This is a genomic window from Bacillus arachidis, from assembly GCF_030285945.1.
Classification (GTDB): domain Bacteria; phylum Bacillota; class Bacilli; order Bacillales; family Bacillaceae_G; genus Bacillus_A; species Bacillus_A arachidis.
Genome location: NZ_CP127376.1, coordinates 4,413,519 through 4,440,457, shown reverse-complemented (window position 1 = coordinate 4,440,457; position 26,939 = coordinate 4,413,519). Strand labels below are relative to the sequence as shown.

Genomic DNA, 26,939 nt, shown 5'->3' with positions numbered 1-26,939 from the left:
ATTCGTGGGCAGTCATACTCCCACCTTAACATTTAGCACAAGCAAAGAGGTTAGATGGGAGATAAACTTCCTGTAAAATCCCCATTAGTGAGGGCTAATAATCAGTGGAGGATGAAGAAAACCCCGCTGATTAAAGTTTCACTTTATGGTGTTTAATCTATCAAATAAACGTTTGTTTAAGATATATGTTCGTGTTTAACATACACGATAAATTGAGAGGAAAATATTTTAAATATAAAAATGGCGGAAAATAAGGAAAATTTGCAGGGGAAAAGAAAATTGTGACGAAATAAGTTAAAGTTTGGAGAAGAATCGTTTGAAATAATAGAATGTTTTCTATATGATAAAGATAAAGGTTAGCAAAAAGTAGGTGAATTTATGACAGTAACATTTTATTCATATCCAAAGTGTGGCACATGTCAAAAAGCGAAAAAATGGTTTGAGGCAAACGATGTAGCATATGAAATGATTCATATTGTTGAAAATCCACCGTCAAAAGAAGATTTGCGTAATTTACATGCAAAAAGTGAATTGCCATTAAAAAAATTCTTTAATACAAGTGGAATGCGTTACCGTGAACTTGGCTTAAAAGATAAGTTAAAGGAAGCAAGTGAAGACGAAATGTTTGAGCTTTTAGCATCTGATGGCATGTTGATTAAACGTCCAATCGTAACAGATGGTACGAATGTAACACTTGGTTTTAACGAGGAGCAGTTTGAAAGTGTGTGGAAAAAGTACCAATAAGGTATTTTTACATAATTAATACATTCACTGGAGGTACAGTCATGAGCATTCCAAATCATTTACGTTACTCTGAAGAACACGAATGGGTAAAAACTGAAGGCAACCAAGTTGTTATCGGTATTACTCATTTCGCACAAAGTGAGTTAGGCGATATCGTATTCGTTGAACTTCCTGAAGTAGGTGCAACAATTGAAGCTGACGAGCCATTCGGCAGCGTAGAATCTGTTAAAACAGTTTCTGAATTATACGCACCTGTAAGTGGTAAAGTTGTGGCAGTAAACGAAGAATTAAGCGATCAACCAGAACTTGTTAACGAATCTCCGTACGAAGGTGCATGGATGGTTAAAGTTGAACTTTCTGATGCAAGTGAAGTAGAGAAGTTATTATCTGCAGAACAATACGCAGAAATGACAAACCAAGACTAATTTTAATCGAAATAAAAGGGACAGCCTATGTGCTGTCCCTTTTATTTTGCACTGTGAGCGAGCCGCTTCCGCTTTTTTTGATGTCTAGCTTCAGCGGCAAGAACAGTCGGTCGTTTCGCACCTTCCCGCGAGGTAAAGGGCGCCTCTTTGTCAGAAGCTCCAACGTCCTCCCGTTCTGAGCGAGCCGCTTCCGCTTTTTTTTTGATGTCTAGCTTCAGCGGCAAGAACAGTCGGTCGTTTCGCTCCTTCCCGCAAGGCAAAGGGCGCCTCTTCGTCAGAAGCTCCAACGTCCTCCCGTTCTGAGCGAGCCGCTTCCGCTTTTTTTTGATGTCTAGCTTCAGCGGCAAGAACAGTCGGTCGTTTCGCTCCTTCCTGCGAGGCAAAGGGCGCCTCTTTGTCAGAAGCTCCAACGTCTTCCTGTTCTGAGCGAGCCGCTTCCGCTTTTCTTTGCAAAAATAAACAGGAAACAACATGAAAATATCGAATATACTATATACTAAAGTAAGGTTGTTTTTATAGTATATGGTGATCGGGTGATGACATATGGTCTATGTAGAGAAAGTCATTATTGTCGAAGGAAAATCAGATAGAAGAAAGATTGAATCTATTATTCGGGAACCAGTGGAAATTGTTTGTACAAATGGTACAATTGGTTTGTCGAAAATGGATGAACTCATTGATCAGTTTTTTGATAAAGATGTATATGTACTAGTGGATGCTGATGCCGCAGGAGAGAAGCTTAGAAAACAATTTCGGAAAGAATTCCCGCAAGCTGAGCATATTTACATTGATCGTTCGTATCGTGAAGTGGCAACTGCTCCTTCTAATCATTTAGCGAACGTATTATGGGGAGCTGACATTGACGTTTATACAGAATATTTACGGTAAGGAATGATAGAAGTGATTGACTGGACAGGTGTTGAAGTAACAGCTCTAATAGCAGACCAAGAAAAAACAGTATTATATGTATATACACCGATGTGTGGAACATGCCAATTAGCAAAGAAGATGTTAACAGTGGTAGAAGCTACTATATCTGAATTGGAAATAGGAATGTTAGATTTAAACTATGCACCTCATTTAGCGCGAGAGTATGAAGTAGAAAGTGTACCTTGTTTACTCGTATTTGAGCGGGGAACACTTATAAAGAAAATATATGCATTTCATTCGGTTGAATATTTATATAAAGAATTACAGTAGGTGGCAAAGTTTTTGCCGCCTCGACATATTTCTTGGGAAATATGCCTGAAAGATAGAAGTGGTACGTTATTTGTCGAGAGAAAGTAACAGGATTGCTCTTTGAGAAGATGGAATGGTATTAGTAGAAAGTGATATGAAGGATGTGACTAGAATGGGATTATATTCGTTGCTTCAATCATTTGTAACATATGCTAATGCACAATACCATTTAGAACCGCTTCTTCGGCAAGGGGAAAAAACAATCAATTTTCGTTTAGGAGACGAGAGGTGCTCACTTCAAATTTCAAGAGAGTATATACAAGTTTTGAAAGAGGCGCGCGGAACAGAACAATTGATTTGCTTTCAGGAAGAAAACTTACGGAGGTTAGTTGCTGGGAATATTAGGTTACAAACATTGGTGAATAGCGGATGTGTTCAATATAACGGAACGTATCGTACGATGCTATTATTAGAATCAGTATTTCACATATGTAAACCAATGCGAGTAGGTGCTTAATATTCTGAAGTTTTACTTTTTGCGATTTTTTTTGTTGACATAGTGAGTGTATGTTGATACAATTCAAGTCATAAAATATAGACAATTTAATAAATTTCAAATCAGACGAAAATTTAATCTGATTTCTCTTATCAAGAGAGGTGGAGGGACTGTGCCCTATGAAGCCCGGCAACCGTCAACTTTTATGTTGAAATGGTGCCAATTCCTGCAAAGCAAATGCTTTGAGAGATGAGAGGAAGGGATCATGTTGATATATGCATATAAACCTTTCTGCTCATTCTAGGGGCAGAAAGGTTTTTTTGTTGTTTGAATGAGGAGGACATTCGAATAATAAGAGGAGCTAGAGCGAAAGATTACTCACATGAAAAAATAAAAAAATTGTAGAGTGAACCTGAGCGAGCCGCTTACGCTTTTTAAATACAAAAAGGGGTGAACATCATGATTTTATTAGAAAATGTAAAGAAAATATATAAGTCAAAAAGCGGTGATGTCACTGCTGTGGATAATGCCAATTTACAAATAGAGAAAGGCGAAATCTTTGGTGTTATTGGATATAGTGGTGCTGGAAAAAGCTCTTTGATTAGGTTGTTTAATCAATTAGAGAAACCAACTTCCGGACAGATCACGATAGCTAATCGTGTTATTTCAGCAATTACTGGTAATGAACTTCGCAAGGCAAGACAAGAAATCGGAATGATTTTTCAACATTTCAACTTACTTTGGTCACGAACTGTACGTGAAAATATCGCTTTTCCACTTGAAATTGCGGGTGTTGATAAAGCGGAAAGAAGAAAACGTGTGGAAGAGTTAATTCGTCTTGTTGGATTAGAAGGAAGAGGAGACGCATATCCATCTCAATTGAGCGGTGGGCAAAAGCAGCGTGTCGGTATCGCGAGAGCGTTAGCGAATAATCCGAAAGTTCTTCTATGTGATGAAGCAACTTCGGCTCTTGATCCAGAAACGACAGATCAAATTTTAGATTTACTATTAGATATTAATAAGCGCCTCGGTTTGACAATTGTACTAATTACACATGAGATGCACGTAATTCGAAAAATTTGTAATCGCGTTGCGGTAATGGAGAAAGGGAAGATTGTAGAAAGTGGTCCTGTACTTGACGTATTCCGTAATCCAAAACAGGATATTACAAAACGATTTGTACAGCAGTTAACTGATTCAGAAGATACAAATGAAACGATTGAGAATTTAATAGAAAAGTATCCAGATGGAAAAGTAATTCGCTTGCAGTTTATTGGTGAAGCGGTAGAACGTCCAGTACTTCAAAGGCTAATGCAACGCAGTGATATTGAAGTTAGCATTTTGCAAGGGAATATCGCACAAACGAATAACGGCTCTTACGGCAGTTTAGTCGTTCATTTAAACGGTGAGGAAACAGCGATCCAGCAAGCAATTCAAGGAATACATCAAGATCAAGTAGAGCTGGAGGTGATTACACATGGATAAGTTACTCGCAAATGTAGATTGGAATCAAATGCTAGAAGCGACAGGTGAAACATTATATATGACGGCAATCGCAGCATTTGCGACATTTGGTTTCGGTCTTATTTTAGGATTGTTACTTTTCATGACGGCAAAGGATAATTTGTGGGAAAACAAAGCGATTCACACAGGGATTGGAGCATTTGTAAATATTTTTCGTTCTATTCCATTTATCATTTTAATTATTTTATTAATTCCATTTACGAAGATTCTTCTTGGAACAATTCTTGGAGCAAGCGCAGCACTACCAGCTTTAATTATTGGAGCAGCACCGTTTTATGCAAGGATGGTTGAAATCGCACTTCGTGAAATTGATAAAGGCGTGATCGAAGCTTCAAAGGCAATGGGAGCGAAAACAAGCACAATTATTTGGAAGGTATTGATTCCGGAATCGCTACCAGCGCTTGTATCTGGTATTACGGTAACGACAATTGCTCTAGTAGGTTATACAGCAATGGCTGGTGTTGTAGGTGCTGGTGGGCTTGGTACACTGGCATATTTAGAAGGATTCCAGCGTGGAAATAACGATGTGACCATTGTAGCAACAATTTGTGTATTACTCGTTGTTTTCTTGATTCAATTTATTGGTGATTTTGTTACAACTCGAATTGATAAACGATAAAATAAAACGGGGAAGGGTGTTTATATCATGAAAAAATTATTACTTACAGCACTTATTTCAACTTCAATTTTTGGGCTAGCAGCTTGTGGTGGGAAAGATAAAGATGAAAAGACACTTGTTGTGGGAGCTTCTAACGTACCGCATGCTGTTATTTTAGAAAAGGCAAAACCTTTACTTGAGAAAAAAGGAATTGAATTAAAAATTGAAAAATTCCAAGACTACGTGCTTCCGAATAAATCATTAGCAGATAAGGACTTAGATGCAAACTACTTCCAGCACATTCCATACTTAGAAAAAGAAATAAAAGATAAAAAATATGATTTTGAAGTAGCAGGGAAAATTCACTTAGAGCCAATAGGAGTATATTCTCAAAAATATAAAAGCTTAAAAGACCTTCCAGACGGAGCAACAATTATTATGAGTAACTCTGTTGCTGACCATGGACGTGGTTTAGCAATCTTACAAAAAGAAGGTATTTTAAAAATTAAAGATGGTCTAGATCCTGTTAAAGCAACTACGAAAGATATTGCAGAAAATCCGAAAAACTTGAAGTTCAAAACAGATATTGAGCCTGGTTTATTACCACAAGTGTATAACAATAAAGAAGGCGATGCGGTTTTAATTAACTCAAACTATGCGATTGATGCAAAATTAAACCCAGAGAAAGACGCGATTGCAATTGAAGGAAATGACTCTCCATATGCAAACGTAGTTGCCGTTCGTAAAGGCGATAAAGATAAAAAAGAAATTAAAGCTCTTATAGAAGTGTTACATTCTAAAGAAATCGAAGACTTTATTAATAAAGAATATAAGGGAGCTGTTGTTCCTGTAAAAGAATAATAGGTTATAAAAAGGGCTGGTAAATGCCAGCTCTTATTTTGTACCTAGTAAAACTCATATACGATAAAAATTCTAAAAATTACAAAAAAAGAGGGTGGAATCTTGTGAAGAAAATTATATTATCCATTTTTATAGCAGTCTTTGTATTTGCATTAGCTGCTTGCGGCGGGAAAGATGAAAAGACACTTGTTGTGGGAGCATCTAATGTACCACATGCTGTTATTTTAGAAAAAGCAGAGCCTATTTTAGAGAAAAAAGGTATTAAACTAAAAATTAAAAAATTCCAAGATTATGTATTACCAAATAAAGCGTTAGCTGATAAAGACATTGATGCGAATTATTTTCAACATATCCCTTATTTAGATAAAGAGATTCAAGAAAAAGGATATAAAATTGTAAGTGCAGGAAAAATTCATTTAGAACCGATGGGAATCTATTCTAAGAAGTATAAAAGTTTAAAAGACCTTCCAAATGACGGAACGGTAATTATGAGTAATAACGTAGCAGAACGTGGTCGTATGCTTGCATTATTGCAAAAAGGCGGCGTCATTAAACTGAAAGATGGTGTAGATATCGTTAAAGCAACAGTCAAAGATATTGTCGAGAATCCAAAGAACTTGAAGTTTAAAACAGATGTTGAGCCAGGGCTTTCACCAAAGTTATACGAAAATAATGAAGGTGATGCGTTATTTATTAACTCAAACTATGCAATTGATGCAAAATTAAACCCAACAAAAGATGCAATTGCTATTGAAGGATCAGAGTCTCCTTATGCAAATATTATTGCCGTTCGTAAAGGTGACGAAAATAGAAAAGAAATTAAAGAGCTTGTAGAAGTGTTACATTCGAAAGAAATTCAAGATTTTATTAAGAAAGAGTACAAGGGAGCAGTACTTCCAGTAAGTGAATAGGTACAGGAAAGGGCCAGGAAATATCTGGCCCTTTTTTCTTTATATAAATAAGAAGAAAGGTGTATCATAGTAGGACGTGAGGAAAATGCGTATATACATTTGTGAAAAAATTGTTACTTTTTTTCAGTGTTTGCGATATCATTTTATTTGATATAAAATTAGAATGAGAATAAAATGAGAATGTGAATGTTTTAGGAATTTTTAAAATGTATATAGAGGATTAATGGAGGTATTGAGATGGCTGGTTCTACATTAACGGTTAAAGACTTACATGTATCAATCGATGGTAAAGAAATTTTAAAAGGTGTAAACCTTGAAGTAAAAGGTGGAGAAATCCACGCAATTATGGGACCTAACGGAACAGGTAAATCAACTTTATCTTCTGCAATTATGGGTCACCCAAAATATGAAGTAACAGAAGGTAGCATCGTAATCGACGGTGAAGATGTATTAGAAATGGAAGTAGATGAGCGCGCACAAGCGGGGCTATTCCTAGCAATGCAATATCCAAGTGAAATTAGCGGAGTAACAAACGCTGACTTCTTACGTTCTGCAATTAATGCACGACGCGAGGAAGGCGATGAAATTTCTCTTATGAAATTTATCCGTACATTAGATAAAAATATGGAATTCCTAGAAATGGATCCAGAAATGGCACAACGTTACTTAAACGAAGGTTTCTCTGGCGGTGAGAAAAAACGTAACGAAATTCTTCAATTAATGATGATTGAGCCAAAAATCGCAATCTTAGATGAGATCGACTCTGGTCTTGATATCGATGCATTAAAAGTTGTATCTAAAGGTATTAACGAAATGCGCGGCGAAGAGTTCGGTTGCCTAATGATTACGCATTACCAACGTTTATTAAACTACATCACTCCAGACTTCGTTCACGTTATGATGAACGGTCGCATTGTTAAATCTGGTGGCCCTGAGCTTGCACAACGTTTAGAAGCTGAAGGTTACGACTGGATCAAAAAAGAATTAGGTATTGAAGACGAAACAGCAGAGCAAGAAGCGTAAGAGAGGAGCATAAACATGACAATCGGTACATTACCTTTCGATCAAGAAACAATCCGTCAGCGCGCTAGCGAAGTAAACGAAGCTGCTTGGTTGACTGAGTTCCGCTTACAAGCTCTTGCACAAGCAACTGAACTTCCAATGCCAACGCCTGATAAAACGAAAATTGATAAATGGGACTTTATCGGAAAAGGCGCTACCCTTAAGCAAGAGCCTGTAAGTTCTTTAGAGGAACTTCCAGAAGCAGTGAAAAATTTAATCGATGAAAATAACAGCGTATTAGTGGGGCGCACTGGTACAACTGCATTTGTTTCTTTAGCTGATGAAGCGAAAGAAAAAGGCGTTATTTTCACAGATATCGTAACAGCTGCAACTGAGCACGCTGAATTAGTACAAAAGTACTTAATGAAAGACGGCGTGAAAGTGGATGAACATCGTTTAACAGCACTTCATGCAGCATTAATCAACGGCGGTGCATTTGTATATGTTCCAAAAAACGTTGTTCTTGAAACACCACTTCAAGCTGTTTTCTTAGTAGATGGCGAAGAAGCAAACGTATATAACCATGTACTATTTGTTGCAGATGCGAACAGTTCTGCAACATACGTAGAAAACTACGTAGCAAACGAAAATATTACAGGTATTGCAAATATCGTGGCTGAAGTAATTGTAGAACAAGGTGCACAAGTGAAATTTGGTGCAGTTGATCTATTAGCGAAAGATGTAACATCTTATGTAAATCGCCGCGGCGTTGTTGGTCGTGACGGCCGTCTTGAGTGGGCATTAGGTCTTATGAATGACGGAAATACAATTTCAGAGAACGTAACGAACTTAATGGGCGACGGATCATTTGCTGATACAAAAACAGTAACAATTGGCCGTGGTAACCAAACGCAAAACTTTACAACGAAAGTTGTTCATTTCGGTAAACACTCTGAAGGTTTCATCTTAAAACACGGTGTACAAACAGATAGTGCAACATCTATCTTTAACGGAATTGGTAAGATTGAACACGGTGCATCTAAATCAAATGCACAACAATCTTCTCGTGTTCTTATGTTAAATGAAAAAGCACGCGGTGATGCAAACCCAATTCTTCTAATTGATGAGGACGATGTAATGGCAGGTCACGCAGCTTCTGTAGGCCGCGTAGATCCAGTACAACTATACTACTTAATGAGCCGTGGTATTCCGAAGAAAGAGGCAGAACGTTTAGTCATCCATGGATTCTTAGCACCTGTAGTAAATGAGCTTCCAATTGAAGGAGTAAAAGCACAGCTTGTTGAGGTAATTGAAAGGAAAGTTCGCTAATGGATATTCATGAAATACGCAAACAGTTTCCAATTCTTGATCAAAAAGTAAACGGCAAACAACTTGTTTATTTCGATAGTGCAGCAACTTCTCAAAAACCAATTCAAGTCATTGAAACGTTAGAACGTTACTATAAAGAATATAATTCTAACGTGCATCGCGGTGTTCATACGCTCGGTACAAAAGCTACCGATGCGTATGAAGGTGCACGTGAGAAAGTTCGCAAGTTTATTAACGCGAAATCAATGGAAGAAATTATTTTCACGCGCGGAACAACAACTGCATTAAATACAGTAGCAGCGAGCTATGGCCTGGAAAATGTAAAAGAAGGCGATGAGATTGTCATCTCTTACATGGAGCACCATAGTAACATCATTCCGTGGCAACAAGTTGCGAAGAAAACAGGCGCGACTTTAAAATATCTTCCGCTTCAACCAGACGGAACAATCTCTATTGAAGATGCTCGTCAAACAATTACACCGAATACAAAAATCGTTTCTATCATGTATGTGTCTAACGTACTTGGAACGATTAACCCTGTAAAGGAAATTGCAGAAATCGCTCATCAAAACGGTGCAATTATGGTTGTAGACGGTGCGCAAAGTACACCTCATATGAAAGTAGATGTACAAGATTTAAATTGTGATTTCTACGCATTATCCGCTCATAAAATGTGCGGGCCTACAGGTATCGGCGTATTATATGGTAAGAAAGAATTGCTAGACAATATGGAGCCAGTTGAATTTGGCGGCGAAATGATTGATTTCGTAGACTTACAAGATTCTACGTGGAAAGAGCTTCCGTGGAAGTTTGAAGCAGGTACACCGATTATCGGTAATGCGATCGGACTTGGAGCGGCAATTGATTTTCTAGAAGAAATCGGTCTTGATAATATTGAAAAGCATGAACATGAATTAGCGCAGTACGCTTTAGAAAGACTATCAGAAGTAGATGGCGTTACAATTTATGGTCCAAAGCATCGCGCTGGTCTTGTTACATTTAATATTGATGAGGTACATCCGCATGATGTAGCAACAGTATTAGATGTAGAAGGTATTGCGGTTCGCGCAGGTCATCACTGTGCACAGCCGCTAATGAAGTGGCTAAAAGCTTCTTCTACAGCACGTGCAAGCTTCTATTTATATAATACAAAAGAAGAAATCGATACATTTGTTGAAGCGCTAACGAAAACAAAGGAGTATTTCACAAATGTCATTTAATAATTTAGATACGTTATATCGTCAAGTTATTATGGATCATTATAAAAATCCGCGTAACCATGGCGTGTTAGAGGATAGTGTTACCGTTAACTTAAACAATCCAACTTGCGGCGATCGTATTCAACTTACGATGAAGGTAGAAGATGGAATTGTACAAGAAGCGAAGTTTGAAGGAGAAGGATGCTCAATCTCCATGTCTTCAGCTTCGATGATGACACAAGCAGTAAAAGGAAAGAAAATTGAAGAAGCACTAAAGCTTTCTAAAATTTTCTCTGACATGATGCTAGGAAAAGAGTATGATGACAGCGTAGATTTAGGAGATATTGAAGCATTACAAGGCGTATGCAAGTTCCCTGCACGTATTAAATGTGCAACATTAGCTTGGAAAGCTTTAGAAAAAGGCTTAAACGAAGATAAGTAATGTAAGAGGGTCCTAAACACGAGGTTATCTAAGGAGGGACATACCAACATGGCGAAGCAACTGCCAGATATCGGCGATTATAAATATGGTTTCAAGGATAAAGACGTTTCGATTTTCCGTGCTGGACGCGGTTTAACAAAAGAAATCGTTGAAGAGATTTCACGTATGAAAGAAGAACCACAGTGGATGTTAGACTTCCGTTTAAAATCACTGGATAAGTTCTATGAAATGCCAATGCCACAATGGGGCGGCGACTTAAACGACTTAGATTTCGATGAAATTACGTACTATGTAAAACCATCTGAGAAGTCTGAGAAGTCTTGGGACGAAGTACCTGATGAAATTAAAGCGACATTTGATAAATTAGGTATTCCAGAAGCTGAGCAAAAATATTTAGCAGGTGTATCAGCGCAGTACGAATCTGAAGTTGTATACCACAACATGAAAGAAGATCTAGAAGCTCTAGGAATCGTATTCAAAGATACAGATAGCGCATTAAAAGAGAACGAAGATATTTTCCGCGAGCATTTCGGAAAAGTAATCCCACCAACTGACAACAAATTCGCAGCATTAAACTCTGCAGTTTGGTCTGGTGGATCATTCATCTACGTTCCAAAAGGTATTAAAGTTGAAACACCACTTCAAGCGTATTTCCGTATTAACTCTGAAAATATGGGACAATTCGAACGTACGCTTATCATCGTAGACGAAGGCGCACATGTACATTATGTAGAAGGTTGTACAGCTCCTGTTTACACAACAAACTCACTGCACAGTGCGGTAGTAGAAATCATCATTAAGAAAGATGCATATTGCCGTTACACTACAATCCAAAACTGGGCGAACAACGTATATAACCTAGTTACAAAACGTGCGGTTTGTGAAGAAAACGCAACGATGGAATGGATTGACGGTAACATCGGATCTAAATTAACGATGAAATACCCAGCAGTTATCTTAAAAGGCGAAGGCGCTCGTGGTTTAACATTATCTATCGCGATTGCTGGTAAAGGCCAACATCAAGATGCTGGTGCGAAAATGATTCATTTAGCACCAAATACATCTTCAACAATTGTTTCTAAATCGATTGCAAAACATGGTGGTAAAGTAACGTACCGTGGTATTGTACACTTCGGACCAAAAGCGAAAAACTCTCGCTCTAACATCGAGTGTGACACGTTAATCATGGATAACCAATCTACATCTGATACAATTCCTTACAACGAAATCAAAAACGATTACGTTTCACTTGAGCATGAAGCGAAAGTATCAAAAGTATCAGAAGAACAATTATTCTATCTAATGAGCCGCGGTATTTCTGAGCAAGAAGCTACAGAAATGATCGTAATGGGCTTCATCGAGCCATTCACTCGCGAACTTCCAATGGAATACGCAGTTGAAATGAACCGCCTAATCAAGTTTGAGATGGAAGGTTCTATCGGTTAATTTAAAAGTAGAAGTGCCCTGTTTACAGGGCACTTTTTTATTGGAGCAAATATATCGGCGCTTTGACATGATATAAAGTGAAACTTCCCTCAGTGATGTTTTTCTTACTGAGGGTTAGTTGAACCGATCGGGCTTTTACGGGCAGTTTTCTTCCCCGCTCTTCTTCAGCCTTTACTGCTTGTTAATGCGGGATAAAGACTTTGCGATGATGTTCGACATGTGAAAAGCGGCTGAAAAACTGTCTACTTTGAGTGAATAAAAAATTTTTATCAATATAAAAATATCAAAATTGTATGATAAAGGTTTTGCTTTATAGGCTTATGTTAAGAAATAAAAAGGATCGGGTGCATGGAAGCCACTGAAAAACTGTCTATTTTGAGTGAATAATAAAAAAATTTATCAATATACAAATATTAAAATTGCGTGATATAATTTTCATAATAAAAAGGAGGAATTATTGTGAAAATTCCAAGTAATTCTAAGGGAACAAAATTACTAGCAAGTTTACTAATCGGCTTTTGCACTATTAATTATTCGTTTATTTCCTTCGCTGAAACACCTAAAAGTAATTCAGCTAATACATCAAAACAAGCTAGTGACATTGATACTGGAATAGCAAATCTAAAGTATAATAATCAAGAGGTTTTAGCAGTAAATGGTGATAAAGTAGAGAGTTTTGTTCCGAAGGAAAGTATAAATTCAAATGGTAAATTTGTAGTAGTTGAACGTGAGAAAAAATCACTTACAACTTCACCAGTCGATATTTCGATTATTGATTCTGTGGCTAATCGTACTTATCCAGGAGCAGTACAACTTGCAAATAAAGCTTTTGCAGATAATCAACCTAGTTTATTAGTGGCTAAGAGAAAACCTTTGAATATTAGTATAGACTTACCTGGCATGAGAAAAGAAAATACAATAACTGTCCAAAATCCAACATATAGTAATGTGTCTGGAGCAGTAGATGATTTAGTATCTACTTGGAATGAAAAGTATTCAACAACACATACATTACCTGCAAGAATGCAGTATACAGAATCTATGGTGTATAGTAAATCTCAAATAGCAAGTGCTCTTAATGTTAACGCTAAATATCTTGATAATGGGCTGAACATTGACTTTAATGCGATTGCAAATGGAGAGAAAAAAGTGATGGTTGCGGCATATAAGCAAATATTCTATACCGTAAGTGCAGAACTACCTAACAATCCATCAGATCTTTTTGATAATAGTGTTACTTTTCCAGAGTTAACTCGTAAAGGGGTAAGTAATACGGCTCCGCCTGTTATGGTGTCAAATGTAGCTTATGGTAGAACAGTTTATGTGAAATTAGAAACAACTTCTAAGAGCAAAGATGTACAAGCTGCTTTTAAAGCCTTACTTAAGGATAACAGTGTTGAAACGAGTGGGCAGTACAAAGATATTTTTGAAGACAGCACCTTTACTGCTGTAGTATTAGGTGGAGATGCAAAAGAGCATAACAAAGTTGTTACAAAAGATTTTAATGAAATACGAAATATCATTAAAGATAATGCAGAATTAAGCCCTAAAAACCCAGCATACCCAATTTCATATACAAGCACTTTCTTAAAAGATAACGCAACTGCTGCTGTTCATAACAATACAGATTATATTGAGACTACAACTACAGAATATTCCAGTGCTAAAATGACGCTTGATCATTATGGGGCATATGTTGCTCAATTTGACGTATCTTGGGATGAATTCTCATATGATCAAAATGGAAAAGAAGTACTAACACATAAGACTTGGGAAGGAAACGGCAGAGACAAAACGGCTCATTACTCTACAGTCATACCACTTCCGCCGAATTCAAAAAATGTAAAAGTCGTAGCGAGAGAATGTACAGGTCTTGCATGGGAATGGTGGAGAACAATTATTAATGAACAAAATGTTCCATTAACAAATGAAATAAAAGTTTCAATTGGAGGAACGACATTATACCCAACCGCTAATATTAGTCATAATTAAAGATAGCATATACGTCCGAAGCGTCCTGTTTACAGGGCGCTTTTTACTTGGTTGCAAATATATCGATCGATTGACGATAAACAACAATTAGTAGCGTTAAATCAATATGGATAGTTATTATCCTTTTATGATAATCATGTTGTATATGAGACCGAGGAGAATCTTTTGCTTTTTCCTTTAATGAGAGTACAATGTAAAATAGCAAGAAAAGGCGAAAAGTATTTACAGGATTATCGCAAGCGCATAGCGTAAAAGGCAGTAAGGAACTGAGAGGAGGTTTTTTCTCTGGATATCAATAAAGAAACAATCATTCACCTTTATCATACAAATGATATACATAGTCATTTTGAAAACTGGCCGGGGATTTCTCGATTTGTGCAAGAAGAGAAAAAGCGTAGACAGAAAGTGGGAGAGTCTGTTTTTACATTAGATATTGGCGATCATGTGGATCGTTTTCATCGCATAACGGAAGCAACGAATGGACAAGGTAATACGAAATTATTAAACGAGGCGTTATATGATTATGTAACGATAGGAAATAATGAAGGAATTACATTAGCGAAAGATCATCTTGAACATTTATATGGTGAAGCGAATTTTGAGGTGCTTGTAGCTAATTTATTTGAAAGAGATGGAACGCGTCCTCATTGGGCGAAACCGTATACTCTCCATACAACTACAGATGGAATTACGGTAGCTTTTATCGGTTTAACGGTAGCTTATCCTGATTTTTATGAAATGCTAGGTTGGCATATTGAAGATCCGATGATACATTTAGAATCCATTTTGGCAGAAGTAAAGGATAAAGCGCATATTACAATTGTACTTTCGCATCTTGGGAAAAGTGCCGATGAGTATATGGCGGAGAATTATGATATCGATGTGATTTTAGGAGCGCATACACATCACCTATTTGAGCGTAGTGTTCTCGTGAATGGAACTTTGCTTTGTTGCTGTGAAAAGTGGGGGCGTTACGTCGGCCATGTGCAGCTTACTGTGGATAAGGAAACCGGGCAGGTGTTGAAAAAGGATGGTAGAGCGATTAAAACAGAGCGTTTAAGTGCTTATAGCAAACCGTTATCCACAATTGAGATGTTACAAGAAGAAAGTAAAAACATAATGGCAGAGCCTGTAATTGAATTGAAGGAGCCATTACCAATTGATTGGTTTAAGGAAACACCATTTGCTAGTATGCTGGCAAGCGCATTAAAAGAGTGGTGTAATGCTGAAGTTGGCATGGTGAATGCGGGTGTATTATTAGAAGGGTTAAAAGAAGGGATTGTAACGCGCGGGGATATCCACCGCATTTGTCCACATCCTATTAATCCATGTGCATTGCAAGTGTCTGGTAAAGTATTAAGAGAAGTTATTTTAAAAGCACGTCGTCCAAATATGGAACAGCTTGAAGTGAAAGGTCTGGGCTTTCGCGGAAAAGTGATGGGAAAAATGATTTATGATGGCCTCGAAGTTATCCCAGATAAGATTCCTGGAAATAAAATTTTACTCAAAGATGTATTAATCAATGGAGAATCTTTAGAGCTAGAGCGTATATACACTGTCGGAACGATTGACATGTTTACATTTGGGTACTTATACCCAGAACTATCCACACTTTCTGAAAAGCAATATTATATGCCAGAGTTATTAAGAGATGTGTTAACGGAGATGTTGATAACTCATAATTCTTCAATTAAATTATAGGCTAGTTAATTTGTAACACCCATTTTTCTCTTTTCATAAAGATAAGAAAGAGGGGAGTGTGTGAACTATGGTGAATGTTGAACCAATTATCATTGATAACTATACGTTTATAGCTGTTAGTGTAAAGCTTCCGAAAACAAATTTGCTGGCTGTTATGAGCGATAAAGGATATATTATGTGTGGTGCTTTAGATGTTGGTCTACTAAACGAGAAGTTAGGAGACCGAGGAATTATTGCTGGCCGCGCAGTTGGGGTGAGAACGATTGAGCAGCTTCTTGAAGCGCCGCTTGAATCGGTAACGACCGGAGCTGAAGCTTTAGGCATTCCAGCAGGAACAATTGGAAAAGATGCGTTATTAAAAATGATATAAGCATATATCGTCCCTCTTTCTTGCATAGAAATGATATAAGAAGGAGGGTTTTGTTATGCGTACATTTCGTCCAAAAGCTTCGCGGTTTCGAAAAGGACCGCTTCCTTTTCGGCATGTACTACTCATTTCGTTTATCCTTTTTTTATTGTTAACTTTACAAGGGTTCTGGATTGTGAATAAAAGTATTCAACCTACATTGATTAAGTATGGGGAAATGCAGACACATAAAATGGCAACGATTGTGATGACAAAAGCGGTAAAGGATCGAATTAATGAAGGATTTGATGTCGATTCATTAATGAAAGTACAAAATGATAAGAATGGAAAAGTATCTACAATCGATTTAAATACAAAACAAGTAAATGAGATTTTGACATCGACTACTGCATACATAGAAAAATATTTGCATCAAGTGGAGAAGGGGGATATGAAGGCGCTCGGTCTGCCGGAAGAGAGCGGCGTGTCGATGTCTGTTCCTCTTGGACGCATAACGGATAATGCACTTCTTGGTAATTTAGGGCCAGATATTCCAATTGATTTTACAACAATTGGTCATGTAAGTACGGATATTAAGCAAAATGTAAAACCACATGGAATTAACAATACGGCGATTGAAGTTGTTATGGAAGTGAATGTTACGCTACAGGTAATTATCCCATTTCGTACAAAAGAAATTACAGTAAAACAAAATATTCCAATTGCAACGCGGATCGTACAAGGTGAGGTACCATCTTATTATGGAAGCGGCGGAGTTTTTGTACCAGATAGTAAAGGGAAGAAAGCGGATGAATAAGTTTGAAAAGATATCGTGGATTTATAAGGAAACAACCGTAGCGATTAGCTACGGTTGTTTTTTAAATTCGCACGTTCTTTTCGCTCCCACAAACTTAAATGCATATATGGATCAAAAGCCCACTCTGTATATCCGTTGTCCTTATATAATCCAAAATGTAAGTGTGGAGGGAACTTCCCAGCTGTGCCAGGGGGACCGTAACCTGTGCTACCGACAAAGCCAATGACTTTTCCTGGTTCGACAATTTGTCCAAGTTGTATTTCTTTTGAAAACCCGCCTAAATGTGCGTAATAATGATAATTGTTATATAAATCGCGAATGCCGATGCGCCAGCCGCCAAGGCGGTTCCAACCCTTTGTTTCAATAATGCCGTAGCAAGTAGATCTTACTGGTACGCCATAGCCTGCAAAAATATCGGTGCCTTCATGAATACGCCTTCCGCCAAAACTACGCCCAGCGCCAAATGTGCTACGGTAACTATTATCGCTATTGACAGGAAGAGGGAAAGCATTTCCTTCTAAGTTAATGCGGCCATAGTGCTTATAAATACGAGCATACTTGGTAATTAATTCAACCGTTTTTGCACGTCTATAATATTCCCATAGCATAATTTTCATACGATCTTCTGATGTACCTTGTTTTTTAATAATAGTTGCCATTGTGTGTAAAAGATCTCGGTCGTTATTTGCATCTGCTAGTCCATCTTTATCTCCATCTAAACCAATACCGCCAAATAGAGAAATTGTATGGGGGAGAGTATCATTAGTTGAACTATTGGCAGGGCCAGACCACACTTCTGGTTTGAAGTAAATTGAAATGATCGCATCAGGCTTTTTCGGAATATCTTTCCTTACGCTTCGAATATTGCGTTCATATTGATCAATTGCAGCTACATAATACCATGGAATATTGGTATCTTTTTCAGTTTCTTTATACAGTGTCATGCGTTTTTCGTATATTTGTTTTTGATCCACTTCACCATAGGCAATACCTTGCCCAAGAAAAAAGTAAATAGAAAGAAATAGGGCAATCTTTCGAAGCATGAAAATAAACTCCTTTCACAACATCACTCTCTTTAGTGTGGGATATACGAGATATTTCATTATAGTAAATCATTGGTAAAAATTCTTGGAATCTTCATTTGAGCAAATCGCTTTCATACGTTAGAATAGATATGTTACATTGAAAGAAGCGAACACGGTAAACTATTTCATATTGTGCGGAGTTGATAACATGACAAAACAAACAGAATATAAGCGCAAGCCCGAATGGTTGAAAATTAAGTTAAATACAAATGAAAACTATACAGGCTTAAAGAAAATGATGCGTTCTAAGCAGCTTCATACCGTTTGTGAAGAGGCGAAATGTCCAAATATTCACGAATGTTGGGCTGTAAGAAAAACAGCAACATTTATGATTTTAGGTGCGGTTTGTACACGTGCTTGTCGTTTTTGTGCGGTTAAAACAGGCTTACCAACAGAGCTTGATTTACAAGAGCCAGAACGCGTAGCAGATTCTGTTGTACAAATGGGTTTAAAACACGTTGTTATAACAGCGGTTGCACGTGATGATTTAAAGGATGGCGGAGCAGCTGTTTTTGCTGAAACAGTACGCGCTGTTCGTCGTAATAATCCATTCACGTCTATTGAAGTGTTACCATCTGATATGGGCGGGGTAGAAGAAAATTTAAAAATGTTAATGGATGCAAAACCAGATATTTTGAACCATAACATTGAAACAGTACGTCGATTATCTGACCGAGTTCGCGCAAGAGCAAAATATGATCGTTCATTAGAGTTTTTACGTCGTGCAAAAGAAATGCAACCTGATATTCCAACTAAATCTAGTATTATGGTGGGGCTAGGTGAAACAAGAGAAGATTTAATTGAAGCAATGGACGACTTACGTGCGAACAATGTGAATATTTTAACGCTTGGACAATACTTACAACCATCTAAAAAGCATTTACCAGTTATTAAATATTACACACCAGCAGAATTTGCAGAGCTAAAAGAAATTGCGCTTAGCAAAGGATTTAGCCACTGTGAAGCTGGCCCGCTTGTTCGTTCTTCTTACCATGCAGATGAGCAAGTACGTTCTGCGAAGGAAAATACTGCAGAAGCAAAATAATGAGAAAGAATCCTTCTTAGTGAGATTGCTAAGAGGGATCTTTTTTTAGGGGGAAAATAGTATGAAGGCTTTTCTATTTTTAGCAATTGCGATTGTAAGTGAAGTATTTGGGACAACGATGCTAAAGGTATCCAATGGTTTTACAAAAGTGTTGCCAAGCATAGGAGTAGTATTAGGGTTTGCTTCAGCATTTTTCTTCCTTTCTAAAGCATTGCAGCATATACAACTTAGTACGGCGTACGCGATTTGGTCAGGGGTAGGAACAGCTTTAACAGCACTCATTAGTGTACTTGTATGGAAAGATGTCTTTACGTGGCAAACGGCAGTAGGATTAGTGCTTATTATAGGCGGAGTAGCTGTGCTAAATATGTCTGGATCTAGTGCTCACTAAGAAAGAGAGCTGAAATCAGCTCTCTTTCTTATATTCTAAAACAGTATTTTGACATGTGGATAAAATCTTTTTCAATTCTTCTGTGGATAATTCAATTGTAAATTCTGGGACACCCGGTGTAATTAGAATTTTATCGTAGGCATAGACGGAATGATCCACAATAATCGTTACATCCTGTGAATAGCCGAAAGGAGCGACGCATCCGGGAATACAACCTGTTTGTTCTCTTAGTTCATCAGGTGAACAAATTGATAAGCGCTCTCCTGTGATTTCCTTCATTTCGTTTCTCTCGAGACGAGTTCCTTCTAATGTGAAGAACACATAATAGGATCCAGATTTTGATTTTAAAAATAAACTTTTACTAGGAGTTCCTTGTAAGCCAAGCCGTTCACGAACGACACGATCTGTTTCGTAATCGAGAACTGGTTCGTGTTCAAATTTTTCGTAGGAAGCATTTGTTTTATGTAATAAAGAGATTACTTCTTCGTACATATTTTGTTAATACCCCTTTCTAGATTTGCTCTATGTTCATCATCAATTTTTCAAATTTTTTCGCACTTAAAATTTCGTGTGTTAAAAATTTTCCGTTATAAAAAGCTCCGTATGTTGTAAAGGCACAAGGAGCATGCTGCGCATCTTCTCGCGATGTCAACTGAATGCATTCCAAAGGGATGTGATATTGTTGCGTTATATTGGTTAATTCTTGATGAATGTAATAATCAGTATAAGGACACTGATTTGTATAATAGACGACTAAGCCGTTTTGATTTGGAATCTTCATATCTTTGGCGCTTGCTGTAAAATGGGGTGAAGGAGCACTTGGATCAAATTTGTATACAAGTAATTCAAAATAAGGCGGTGCTGTATCACATACTTGAAACCCTTTTTTCTTTAAATAGCTACCGTCTGATAAATAGGGTTTATTTTTCTTACTAGAAATAACAACGATTCCATGCTTTCCTTGCGCTTTAGCATCCTGGATACATTCTTCTAAGAGCTGTGCGCCGTATCCTTGCCCTTTGAAACGCCCTGAGACCCAAAAGCAATTGATACATGTGTATTTTGGTGCAGAGATAGGCACCCATGCATACTCAGCTGGAATGTATTCAATGAACACTTTTCCTTTCACATCTAGCTTTTTGAACACAAGTCCTTCTTCAAATCGATTTTTTAGCCATGCTTTTTTGAGCTCGACACCACGTTTTACTTTTTTGTCTGACATGGCACAGCAAATATGTTCCTGTTCAATGTTATCATGTGTAACGATTTTCAACGGTCTGCCCCCACAATCTGTGAATTGTTGTTTGTTCAGAGATTGTAATTTCGTAAACGTCAGGATTGCTTAAGTTTTTCCACTCATTAAAACCAAAACGTTTATCAAAGTGTTTTAAAATAAGCGTTAACAAGTTTCCATGTGTAACAAGCAGCGTTATATGATGTTCTTGTTTTAAAATATCGTTAATAAGCGATATGGCACGTTCCATCGCTTGTTTTGTTGACTCTCCGCCTGAAAAGGCAATATCTATATTTGTAAAGGTATATTCTAGTTTGTGTATCCAATCTTTCATTGGAGCACTGCTCAGTATACGCTCTGTTAATCGTTCATCTTCTTTGATTGGTAAATTGTTCTGTGATGCGAATGGCGTAATGGATTGAATGGCGCGAGTGAAAGGGCTTGAAACAATGGACTCTATTTGCAGGTTATTTTGTATGAGGAAATCAGCAAGGAGGTGTGCTTGTTTTTTTCCTGCAATTGTTAATTCAGCCTCTTGTTCTTGTCCAGTTGCTGAGCAGTGACGCACTACGATAAGTTTTTTCAAAATCTATCCCTCATTTTTTTCAAGTTGACCATACATACTTCGACAAATAGGAAAAAAAGTCCTCTATACAAAAAAGCTAAGCCGCATGGACTTAGCTTTTTTTCGGTTCAATTGTTAATTTGTCCTTCATTTTACGAATCAGAATGAAAGCGCAAATTGTAAAAATAAAGATGATACCTTCTGTAACAAATACGTTGATTATTTGTCTTTGATAAAGAGCTGCAAAGAAGTCTACGAAGGCATGGAATAGCACAGCATATACGAGGAAAATATATTTTTTCTGTTTTACTGCGTATATGACAAGCATCGTGAAGGCGATTTGCAGGACAAGTGCCATAATTCTTTCTAAGCTGCCGAGTAAATACAAGTAAGCAGGTGCTTGAATTAAAGCATCTTGTACACGGCTTAGCTCAGGTAATTTTTCAACCATTTGAGCGAAGCTTCCGTTGTTAATGGATGTTGCAAAGGTAAGAGTTTGGAGTCCAGCGAAACCACCAATTAAGATGGATTCCATTCCGCCGTGTCCAATTCCGTACGCAAGACCACCTTTATACTCTTGAGATTTTTTTAATAGGAAGAAGAAGGCGACAAAACGTCCTAATTCTTCAAAAATACCAGCGGTAAGTCCGCCGTAAATCGCAAAGATAAATGGGTTTTCTAAAATCTTAGCTGTTGCTGGATTTCCGCGCATGAATAGGTGGAATGGTGTTTCGAGGATTTGGGTAAATCCAATAAAAATAAGAATACCAACTCCAACTACTTTCCAGTTTATATGATATTTTTTTCGAAAATAAATCAGTACAATAATTGGAACGAGAACCGAGATTGCTAGTTGAAGAATCATACTACCAATTACAGCATTTGAAATCATATTTTTCACCACTTTCTCATGTATGTACTCTTCTATTATACAGCGAATCAAAGAAATCGTTTATTTTTATCAAAAAAGAGTTTTTCTATTGACTCTCACGTTGCGTAATACTTTATTGTATGTACTGAGGGGGGCGAAACAATGAAAATGCGGGTAAAAGAAGTAGCCGATTTAGTTGGTATTAGTGTGCGCACACTGCATCATTATGATGAAATTGGGCTTCTAACCCCAGACGAGACGACAGAGTCGGGATATCGTCTGTACTCCAATGAAAATCTAGAGAGATTGCAGCAAATTTTATTTTTTAAAGAACTTGGCTTCCCTTTAAAGAAAATTAAAGAAATTATCAGTAGTCCTTCATTTGACAGGGAAGAAGCGCTTCAGATGCATCGGAAAATGTTGCTTGAGAAGCGTGCTAGGCTGGATAAGGTGATTGCGACAATTGATAAGACAATTAAGCATACAAAAGGAGAGATTGAAATGACGAATAAAGAAAAATTTGAAGGCTTCGATTTTAGTCATAATCCATATGAAGAGGAAGCTCGCGCACGATGGGGAGACAAGGCTATAGATAAAGCAAATAAGACAGCTGCTGGTATGACTAAGGAAAAGCAAGAAGACTTTAATAACATTTATAGAAAGCTAGCGGAGCTTCGGAATGGTGCGCCTGATTCTAAAGAAGCACAAGAAGCAATTCATGTATGGTATGAGTACTTGCAAGACTTTGGTCAATATTCATTAGAGGCGTTCAAAGGATTAGGACAAATGTATGTGGATGATGAACGTTTTACAAAAAATATTGATAAGTTTGGAGAAGGATTGGCACAGTTTATGTGTGATGCTATGGCGGTATATGCAGATAATCGTAAGAAATAAAAAAGATGGGGCTGTCTCAAGTAGGCAGCCGCCATCTTTTTTATTTCTTAATCATGTCATTTAGCGTGGGATTTTGAGTGTTATTTATATGCGGATTTTTACTCATTTCACGCTTTAACATATCAAGACTTTGTTCATATTCCTTATCATTTAACGTACCGGACTGAAGTCCTTGAATTTGCGAAATCAACTTTTGGTCTGTTGATACATATCCTTTATAATAGCGAGGAACGATGGACAAAGCGGTTTTATACACTTGATCTGTTACAAGTGCGGGATTACTTGTATTGGCACGATATACAACAAATACTTCATCATCAGTGACAAGTGTAGCAGCATTTGTTACGTCAGGCAGATTTACAGTCATATTTGTAATCATTTCTGCTACTTTCTCACGGTTAATCGCCCCTACTTGTTTGTTAGATACTTCATCCTTTTGCTTAGAAGAGTATCCGACTCTTGTAAGCCTCGTATTTGTATTTTCTGTATGATACATGTCATCTTTATTGGAAACAAGAACACGGCTGCCTTCCTCACGTTCCATTTCAGCTTTATTTGCTGTTTGGCAACCTGCAAATAAGGAAAGAGTGAGAAGGGAGAGTACAATTTGTTTTTTCACGAGATATCACCTCCTTCTCCATAGCATTTACTACTTTTCAATTTTTTGTATTTGAAATTGTTGGTTGCTATGCTTTGTGATACGATAAAAAGAAGAATGCTTAGAAAGGAAGTTTATGATGGAGCAAAAGCAGGAGAGTTATGCTACGATGAACATAAATAATGTTCAGTACGAAGTAATTACAGACTATCGTAACGGTTTTCGTGAAGAAGCATTTAAAGAGCGCTACGCAGAAATTTTAAATAAATATGATTATATCGTTGGTGACTGGGGTTACGATCAACTCAGATTGCGCGGATTTTTTGATGATAGTAACCAACGTGCGACATATGATACGAAAATTAGTACATTATCGGAGTACTTATACGAATACTGTAATTTTGGTTGTGCATACTTTGTGTTACGAAAAATGAAGAAGTAAAAAGAATTCCTCTTACGGTAGGCGTAAGAGGAATTCTTTTTTACAAGCAAATTGAAATGAGGTCACCTTCAGAAAGTGTTGTATTTGATTTCATCTTCTGACCATTCAACTGGATGTATCCGTTTTTGATTTTGTCTACAATTGCCGTACGGCTCAAATCTGAAATGTATGCAGCTAGTGCTTTATCAATACGATGGGAGCCCACGACTGTTTCTAATACAATGGCTATTTCTGTCGTGCCATTTTCTTTATATTGCATAATCGAGACGGTAGTCGTTGTTTCAGCTTGTTTCTGTTGAAACACATCGATTGTTTCGACATGTTCAGAAAACGACTTATAAATGTGGAGTTTCTTATTCCACGTATGCCCTTTTTGGCATTTATAAATCGCAAAGCGGTAAATGTTCTTTCCGTTTGCGTTATGCCTACGAATGTTCGTATCAGTAAAAAGGGTGGTATGCCCGCAATTTTTACAATGCTTTTCGACCGTCGTTTCAAATTCATTCTCATATAAATTCCAAGAAAGTTGTACTTTCTGCATTTTCCTTCACCTCGTATATATTGGGTAAAGGAACGTAATACAGCTATTTGGATGTCTTGCAGTATGAATAAAGAAGAAATAGACAAAAATAAAAGAAGGTTCCCCTTATAGGAACCTCCGTAAAACATCATACTACAGATGCGTTACGTTCCTTTGTAATGGGAAATGAACAGACTACTCCCTTGAAAAAGCATGTAGCTTTTTTGAGAGTAATGCTATTCAATTGCTGCTCCATTACAAAGTAAATGTTGGCATACGTAGTAGACGTCCTTTCTTCCAAATAGATTTGCTCATAAGTATAACACAAAAGATTGAAAATTAAAAATAAATTATGTAAAAAAACACCAGCTCTATAATAGCTGGTGCATAATACTATATAAGTTCGAATAAGAATGAGCGCAGTTCTTCTGCAATGTCTTCAGATACAGAAAAAGCGTGCTCTAAGTAGCCTGGTTCGTTTAAATCGTCAGTGCCGATAATTGCAAATTTATTGCGTTGCATATCAAGGACGATTGTTTTACCGTAATGACGATCGGAGTATAAAAGCGCTAAATCGTGGCGCTCATTTTCTCCCATAAAGCTAACGAAACGCGTTTTTGTATCGACTGTATCGTCGTAAAGAAAGAAACGTTCTTCCATACTACAAAAGCTCCTTTTTTAAATATCTAAGTTTAAGTGAGGCTTATGATCTAAATGGTGATGCGTCTTAATAAAGCGTACTGTTCTTGTTTTATAGCGCATAACGATAGAATATGTTTCTGCTAAGTCTCCGCCAAGGAATTTTACACCATCTAATAACTCGCCAGCAGATACACCAGTTGCTGAGAAGATTGCATCATCACCAGATACTAGGTCGTCTAACATAAGAAGTTGACGAGGGTCTTCTAATCCCATTTTACGGCAACGTGCTTCTTCTTCTTCGTTCATTGGTACTAAGCGTGCTTGCATTTCGCCTCCAAGGCACTTTAATGCTGCTGCAGAGATAACGCCTTCTGGAGCGCCGCCAACACCAACGAATAAATCGATACCTGTTCCTGGAAGAGCTGTTGCGATTGACGCGCCAACATCGCCATCACCGAATAATTTTACACGTGCACCTTTTGTACGAACACGGTCAATAATTTCTTGATGACGGTCACGTTCTTGGACGATAACCGTTAGGTCACGGATTTTTTTATTGTTTGCTTCTGCTACAATTTCAATTGTTTTTTCAATTGGATCATCTAAGCTGATTTTACCAGCTGCTTTTGGACCAACCGCGATTTTTTCCATGTACATATCCGGAGCATGAAGAAGGTTTCCTTTATCTGCGACTGCAATAACTGCCATTGCGTTTGCAAGACCTTTTGCAACGATGTTTGTACCTTCTAATGGATCAACGGCGATATCTACTTCTGGGCCGTTACCTGTTCCCAGTTTTTCACCAATATATAACATTGGTGCTTCATCAAGCTCTCCTTCGCCAATTACAACAGTACCTGCCATGTTTACTGAATCAAACATATTACGCATAGCAGTAGTTGCTGCATCATCTGCTTCGTTTTTCTTTCCGCGGCCCATCCATTGTGCGGATGCTAAGGCTGCTGCTTCAGTTACACGGACAATTTCTAATGCGAGTTCACGTTCCAAGGTGGCATTCCTCCAATTTCAAAAATCATACAGTTATAACTATAACAAATAACGCGTGAAAGGTGAATTCGAAAAATTGTCGATTTTTTCAGAAGAAACGGTTACAATTAAAATGTAAATGCTTTAATTTCCAGGTAGGTGACATTCATGTACTTTGTAGACAGAAAAAAAATAGAGCAAATATTAACATGTTTAGAACAAGTAGTAGATACATTTCAAGAGAAGAAGCAATATGAAAATGATTTTGAATATTACGCATTAGAGCGTATGTCGCATCTTATCATTGATTGCATATTAGATGTTGGAAATGCAATGATTGATGGATTTATTATGCGTGACCCAGGAAGTTATGAAGATATTATTGATATTTTAATGGATGAAAAAGTCATAAGTGGAGAAGAAGGAGCAGGAATAAAAGAAGTGATTCTTCTTCGGAAAATGCTTATGCAAGATTATATTCAAATGAATCATGAAGAATTATATACGACGATTCAAAAACAAATCGCTGTGGTACAGAAATACCCTGCGAATATTCGCCGTTACTTAGAAAAGGAACTAGGACCTGTATCTGCATTCATAGCAGAATAAGTGTATGGATAAGATCCCCATTAGCCTTTTTGGGGATCTTT

General features: G+C 37.4%; 32 protein-coding genes and 1 riboswitch. Of the genes, 23 read left to right on the top strand and 9 right to left on the bottom strand.

Going from position 1 to position 26,939, the window contains the following annotated elements:
• Positions 1–378: 378 nt before the first annotated feature.
• From QRY57_RS24635 to yunB, 18 genes are all read left to right on the top strand, one after another.
• Positions 379–744: an arsenate reductase family protein gene (locus QRY57_RS24635; protein ID WP_000218966.1), complete on the top strand. Its 366-nt coding sequence runs from the start codon at positions 379–381 to the stop codon at positions 742–744.
• 41 nt (positions 745–785) lie between these two features.
• A complete protein-coding gene (gcvH, locus tag QRY57_RS24630) occupies positions 786–1,169 on the top strand; it encodes a glycine cleavage system protein GcvH (RefSeq protein WP_026594166.1) in 384 nt (127 codons plus the stop codon).
• A gap of 543 nt (positions 1,170–1,712) precedes the next feature.
• Positions 1,713–2,057 carry a toprim domain-containing protein gene (locus QRY57_RS24625; RefSeq protein ID WP_026594167.1) on the top strand — a complete coding sequence of 115 codons (345 nt, stop codon included), beginning with the start codon at positions 1,713–1,715 and terminating at the stop codon, positions 2,055–2,057.
• 3 nt (positions 2,058–2,060) lie between these two features.
• Complete coding sequence (locus QRY57_RS24620; RefSeq protein WP_286016351.1) at positions 2,061–2,369, top strand: thioredoxin family protein; 309 nt, start codon at positions 2,061–2,063, stop codon at positions 2,367–2,369.
• A 151-nt stretch (positions 2,370–2,520) separates the two neighbouring features.
• Positions 2,521–2,865, top strand: coding sequence for a hypothetical protein (locus tag QRY57_RS24615; RefSeq protein WP_286017931.1), 345 nt, complete (start codon positions 2,521–2,523; stop codon positions 2,863–2,865).
• A gap of 125 nt (positions 2,866–2,990) precedes the next feature.
• Positions 2,991–3,100: riboswitch (SAM riboswitch) on the top strand.
• 203 nt (positions 3,101–3,303) lie between these two features.
• Complete coding sequence (locus tag QRY57_RS24610; RefSeq protein ID WP_286016350.1) at positions 3,304–4,329, top strand: methionine ABC transporter ATP-binding protein; 1,026 nt, start codon at positions 3,304–3,306, stop codon at positions 4,327–4,329.
• Complete coding sequence (locus tag QRY57_RS24605; protein ID WP_286016349.1) at positions 4,322–4,987, top strand: methionine ABC transporter permease; 666 nt, start codon at positions 4,322–4,324, stop codon at positions 4,985–4,987. Before QRY57_RS24610 ends, QRY57_RS24605 begins: the two co-directional genes overlap by 8 nt.
• Positions 4,988–5,014: 27 nt before the next feature.
• Complete coding sequence (metQ, locus tag QRY57_RS24600) at positions 5,015–5,827, top strand: methionine ABC transporter substrate-binding lipoprotein MetQ (protein WP_026594172.1); 813 nt, start codon at positions 5,015–5,017, stop codon at positions 5,825–5,827.
• Between the two features lie 104 nt (positions 5,828–5,931).
• Positions 5,932–6,738: a methionine ABC transporter substrate-binding lipoprotein MetQ gene (gene metQ / locus QRY57_RS24595; protein WP_026594173.1), complete on the top strand. Its 807-nt coding sequence runs from the start codon at positions 5,932–5,934 to the stop codon at positions 6,736–6,738.
• A 237-nt stretch (positions 6,739–6,975) separates the two neighbouring features.
• Positions 6,976–7,761: a Fe-S cluster assembly ATPase SufC gene (gene sufC / locus QRY57_RS24590; RefSeq protein ID WP_026594174.1), complete on the top strand. Its 786-nt coding sequence runs from the start codon at positions 6,976–6,978 to the stop codon at positions 7,759–7,761.
• A 15-nt stretch (positions 7,762–7,776) separates the two neighbouring features.
• Positions 7,777–9,069, top strand: a complete 1,293-nt coding sequence (sufD, locus tag QRY57_RS24585; protein ID WP_208016454.1) for a Fe-S cluster assembly protein SufD — start codon at positions 7,777–7,779, stop codon at positions 9,067–9,069.
• Positions 9,069–10,289, top strand: coding sequence for a cysteine desulfurase SufS (sufS, locus tag QRY57_RS24580; protein ID WP_026594176.1), 1,221 nt, complete (start codon positions 9,069–9,071; stop codon positions 10,287–10,289). The genes sufD and sufS overlap by 1 nt, the downstream gene beginning before the upstream one ends.
• On the top strand, positions 10,279–10,710 hold the full coding sequence (sufU, locus tag QRY57_RS24575) for a Fe-S cluster assembly sulfur transfer protein SufU (RefSeq protein ID WP_026594177.1): 432 nt from the start codon (positions 10,279–10,281) through the stop codon (positions 10,708–10,710). The genes sufS and sufU overlap by 11 nt, the downstream gene beginning before the upstream one ends.
• Positions 10,711–10,758: 48 nt before the next feature.
• Positions 10,759–12,156, top strand: coding sequence for a Fe-S cluster assembly protein SufB (sufB, locus tag QRY57_RS24570; protein ID WP_026594178.1), 1,398 nt, complete (start codon positions 10,759–10,761; stop codon positions 12,154–12,156).
• Between the two features lie 459 nt (positions 12,157–12,615).
• Positions 12,616–14,148: a thiol-activated cytolysin family protein gene (locus QRY57_RS24565; protein ID WP_286016348.1), complete on the top strand. Its 1,533-nt coding sequence runs from the start codon at positions 12,616–12,618 to the stop codon at positions 14,146–14,148.
• Between the two features lie 285 nt (positions 14,149–14,433).
• Positions 14,434–15,849, top strand: a complete 1,416-nt coding sequence (locus tag QRY57_RS24560) for a bifunctional metallophosphatase/5'-nucleotidase (RefSeq protein WP_349775684.1) — start codon at positions 14,434–14,436, stop codon at positions 15,847–15,849.
• Positions 15,850–15,916: 67 nt separating this feature from the next.
• Positions 15,917–16,219: a YunC family protein gene (locus QRY57_RS24555; RefSeq protein ID WP_026594181.1), complete on the top strand. Its 303-nt coding sequence runs from the start codon at positions 15,917–15,919 to the stop codon at positions 16,217–16,219.
• Positions 16,220–16,274: 55 nt separating this feature from the next.
• Positions 16,275–17,012, top strand: a complete 738-nt coding sequence (gene yunB, locus QRY57_RS24550; protein ID WP_286016347.1) for a sporulation protein YunB — start codon at positions 16,275–16,277, stop codon at positions 17,010–17,012.
• 44 nt (positions 17,013–17,056) lie between these two features.
• Here yunB and QRY57_RS24545 read toward each other — a convergent pair whose 3' ends face one another.
• Positions 17,057–18,055 (bottom strand): M23 family metallopeptidase, encoded by a 999-nt coding sequence (locus QRY57_RS24545; protein WP_208016451.1) that lies wholly within the window; start codon positions 18,053–18,055, stop codon positions 17,057–17,059.
• 190 nt (positions 18,056–18,245) lie between these two features.
• Between QRY57_RS24545 and lipA the strand changes: the two genes are divergently transcribed.
• Both lipA and QRY57_RS24535 read left to right on the top strand, forming a co-directional pair.
• Positions 18,246–19,142 (top strand): lipoyl synthase, encoded by an 897-nt coding sequence (lipA, locus tag QRY57_RS24540; RefSeq protein ID WP_026594184.1) that lies wholly within the window; start codon positions 18,246–18,248, stop codon positions 19,140–19,142.
• A gap of 61 nt (positions 19,143–19,203) precedes the next feature.
• Positions 19,204–19,533 (top strand): DMT family transporter, encoded by a 330-nt coding sequence (locus QRY57_RS24535; RefSeq protein ID WP_286016346.1) that lies wholly within the window; start codon positions 19,204–19,206, stop codon positions 19,531–19,533.
• Positions 19,534–19,548: 15 nt separating this feature from the next.
• Here QRY57_RS24535 and QRY57_RS24530 read toward each other — a convergent pair whose 3' ends face one another.
• The 4 genes from QRY57_RS24530 to QRY57_RS24515 all read right to left on the bottom strand — a co-directional run bounded on the left by QRY57_RS24530 (position 19,549) and on the right by QRY57_RS24515 (position 22,224).
• Entirely contained in the window at positions 19,549–20,025 is a 477-nt protein-coding gene (locus tag QRY57_RS24530) for a YbaK/EbsC family protein (RefSeq protein WP_090693991.1), read from the bottom strand.
• 19 nt (positions 20,026–20,044) lie between these two features.
• Positions 20,045–20,755, bottom strand: a complete 711-nt coding sequence (locus QRY57_RS24525; RefSeq protein WP_286017929.1) for a GNAT family N-acetyltransferase — start codon at positions 20,753–20,755, stop codon at positions 20,045–20,047.
• A gap of 31 nt (positions 20,756–20,786) precedes the next feature.
• Positions 20,787–21,353 (bottom strand): histidine phosphatase family protein, encoded by a 567-nt coding sequence (locus QRY57_RS24520; RefSeq protein ID WP_286016345.1) that lies wholly within the window; start codon positions 21,351–21,353, stop codon positions 20,787–20,789.
• A 91-nt stretch (positions 21,354–21,444) separates the two neighbouring features.
• Positions 21,445–22,224 (bottom strand): YhfC family intramembrane metalloprotease, encoded by a 780-nt coding sequence (locus QRY57_RS24515; protein ID WP_286016344.1) that lies wholly within the window; start codon positions 22,222–22,224, stop codon positions 21,445–21,447.
• A gap of 141 nt (positions 22,225–22,365) precedes the next feature.
• On the opposite strand from QRY57_RS24515, the gene QRY57_RS24510 reads away from it, so the two are divergent.
• Positions 22,366–23,100: a MerR family transcriptional regulator gene (locus tag QRY57_RS24510; RefSeq protein ID WP_026594190.1), complete on the top strand. Its 735-nt coding sequence runs from the start codon at positions 22,366–22,368 to the stop codon at positions 23,098–23,100.
• 40 nt (positions 23,101–23,140) lie between these two features.
• Here the strand turns inward: QRY57_RS24510 and QRY57_RS24505 are convergent, their stop codons facing one another.
• Positions 23,141–23,719: a YhcN/YlaJ family sporulation lipoprotein gene (locus tag QRY57_RS24505; RefSeq protein ID WP_026594191.1), complete on the bottom strand. Its 579-nt coding sequence runs from the start codon at positions 23,717–23,719 to the stop codon at positions 23,141–23,143.
• 148 nt (positions 23,720–23,867) lie between these two features.
• Here QRY57_RS24505 and QRY57_RS24500 point away from each other — a divergent pair, with 148 nt between their 5' ends.
• On the top strand, positions 23,868–24,140 hold the full coding sequence (locus QRY57_RS24500) for a YutD family protein (RefSeq protein ID WP_432804057.1): 273 nt from the start codon (positions 23,868–23,870) through the stop codon (positions 24,138–24,140).
• A 40-nt stretch (positions 24,141–24,180) separates the two neighbouring features.
• On the opposite strand, the gene QRY57_RS24495 is transcribed toward QRY57_RS24500, so the two are convergent.
• The 3 genes from QRY57_RS24495 to glpX form a co-directional block, all read right to left on the bottom strand.
• The gene (locus QRY57_RS24495; protein ID WP_286016343.1) at positions 24,181–24,681 is read right to left on the bottom strand and encodes a cytoplasmic protein; all 501 of its coding nucleotides are present in this window, start codon (positions 24,679–24,681) and stop codon (positions 24,181–24,183) included.
• 372 nt (positions 24,682–25,053) lie between these two features.
• Positions 25,054–25,320: a DUF3055 domain-containing protein gene (locus tag QRY57_RS24490; protein ID WP_208016446.1), complete on the bottom strand. Its 267-nt coding sequence runs from the start codon at positions 25,318–25,320 to the stop codon at positions 25,054–25,056.
• Between the two features lie 18 nt (positions 25,321–25,338).
• The gene (gene glpX / locus QRY57_RS24485) at positions 25,339–26,310 is read right to left on the bottom strand and encodes a class II fructose-bisphosphatase (RefSeq protein WP_026594194.1); all 972 of its coding nucleotides are present in this window, start codon (positions 26,308–26,310) and stop codon (positions 25,339–25,341) included.
• A 147-nt stretch (positions 26,311–26,457) separates the two neighbouring features.
• On the opposite strand from glpX, the gene QRY57_RS24480 reads away from it, so the two are divergent.
• Complete coding sequence (locus QRY57_RS24480; RefSeq protein ID WP_090693978.1) at positions 26,458–26,898, top strand: DUF86 domain-containing protein; 441 nt, start codon at positions 26,458–26,460, stop codon at positions 26,896–26,898.
• Positions 26,899–26,939 lie beyond the last annotated feature (41 nt).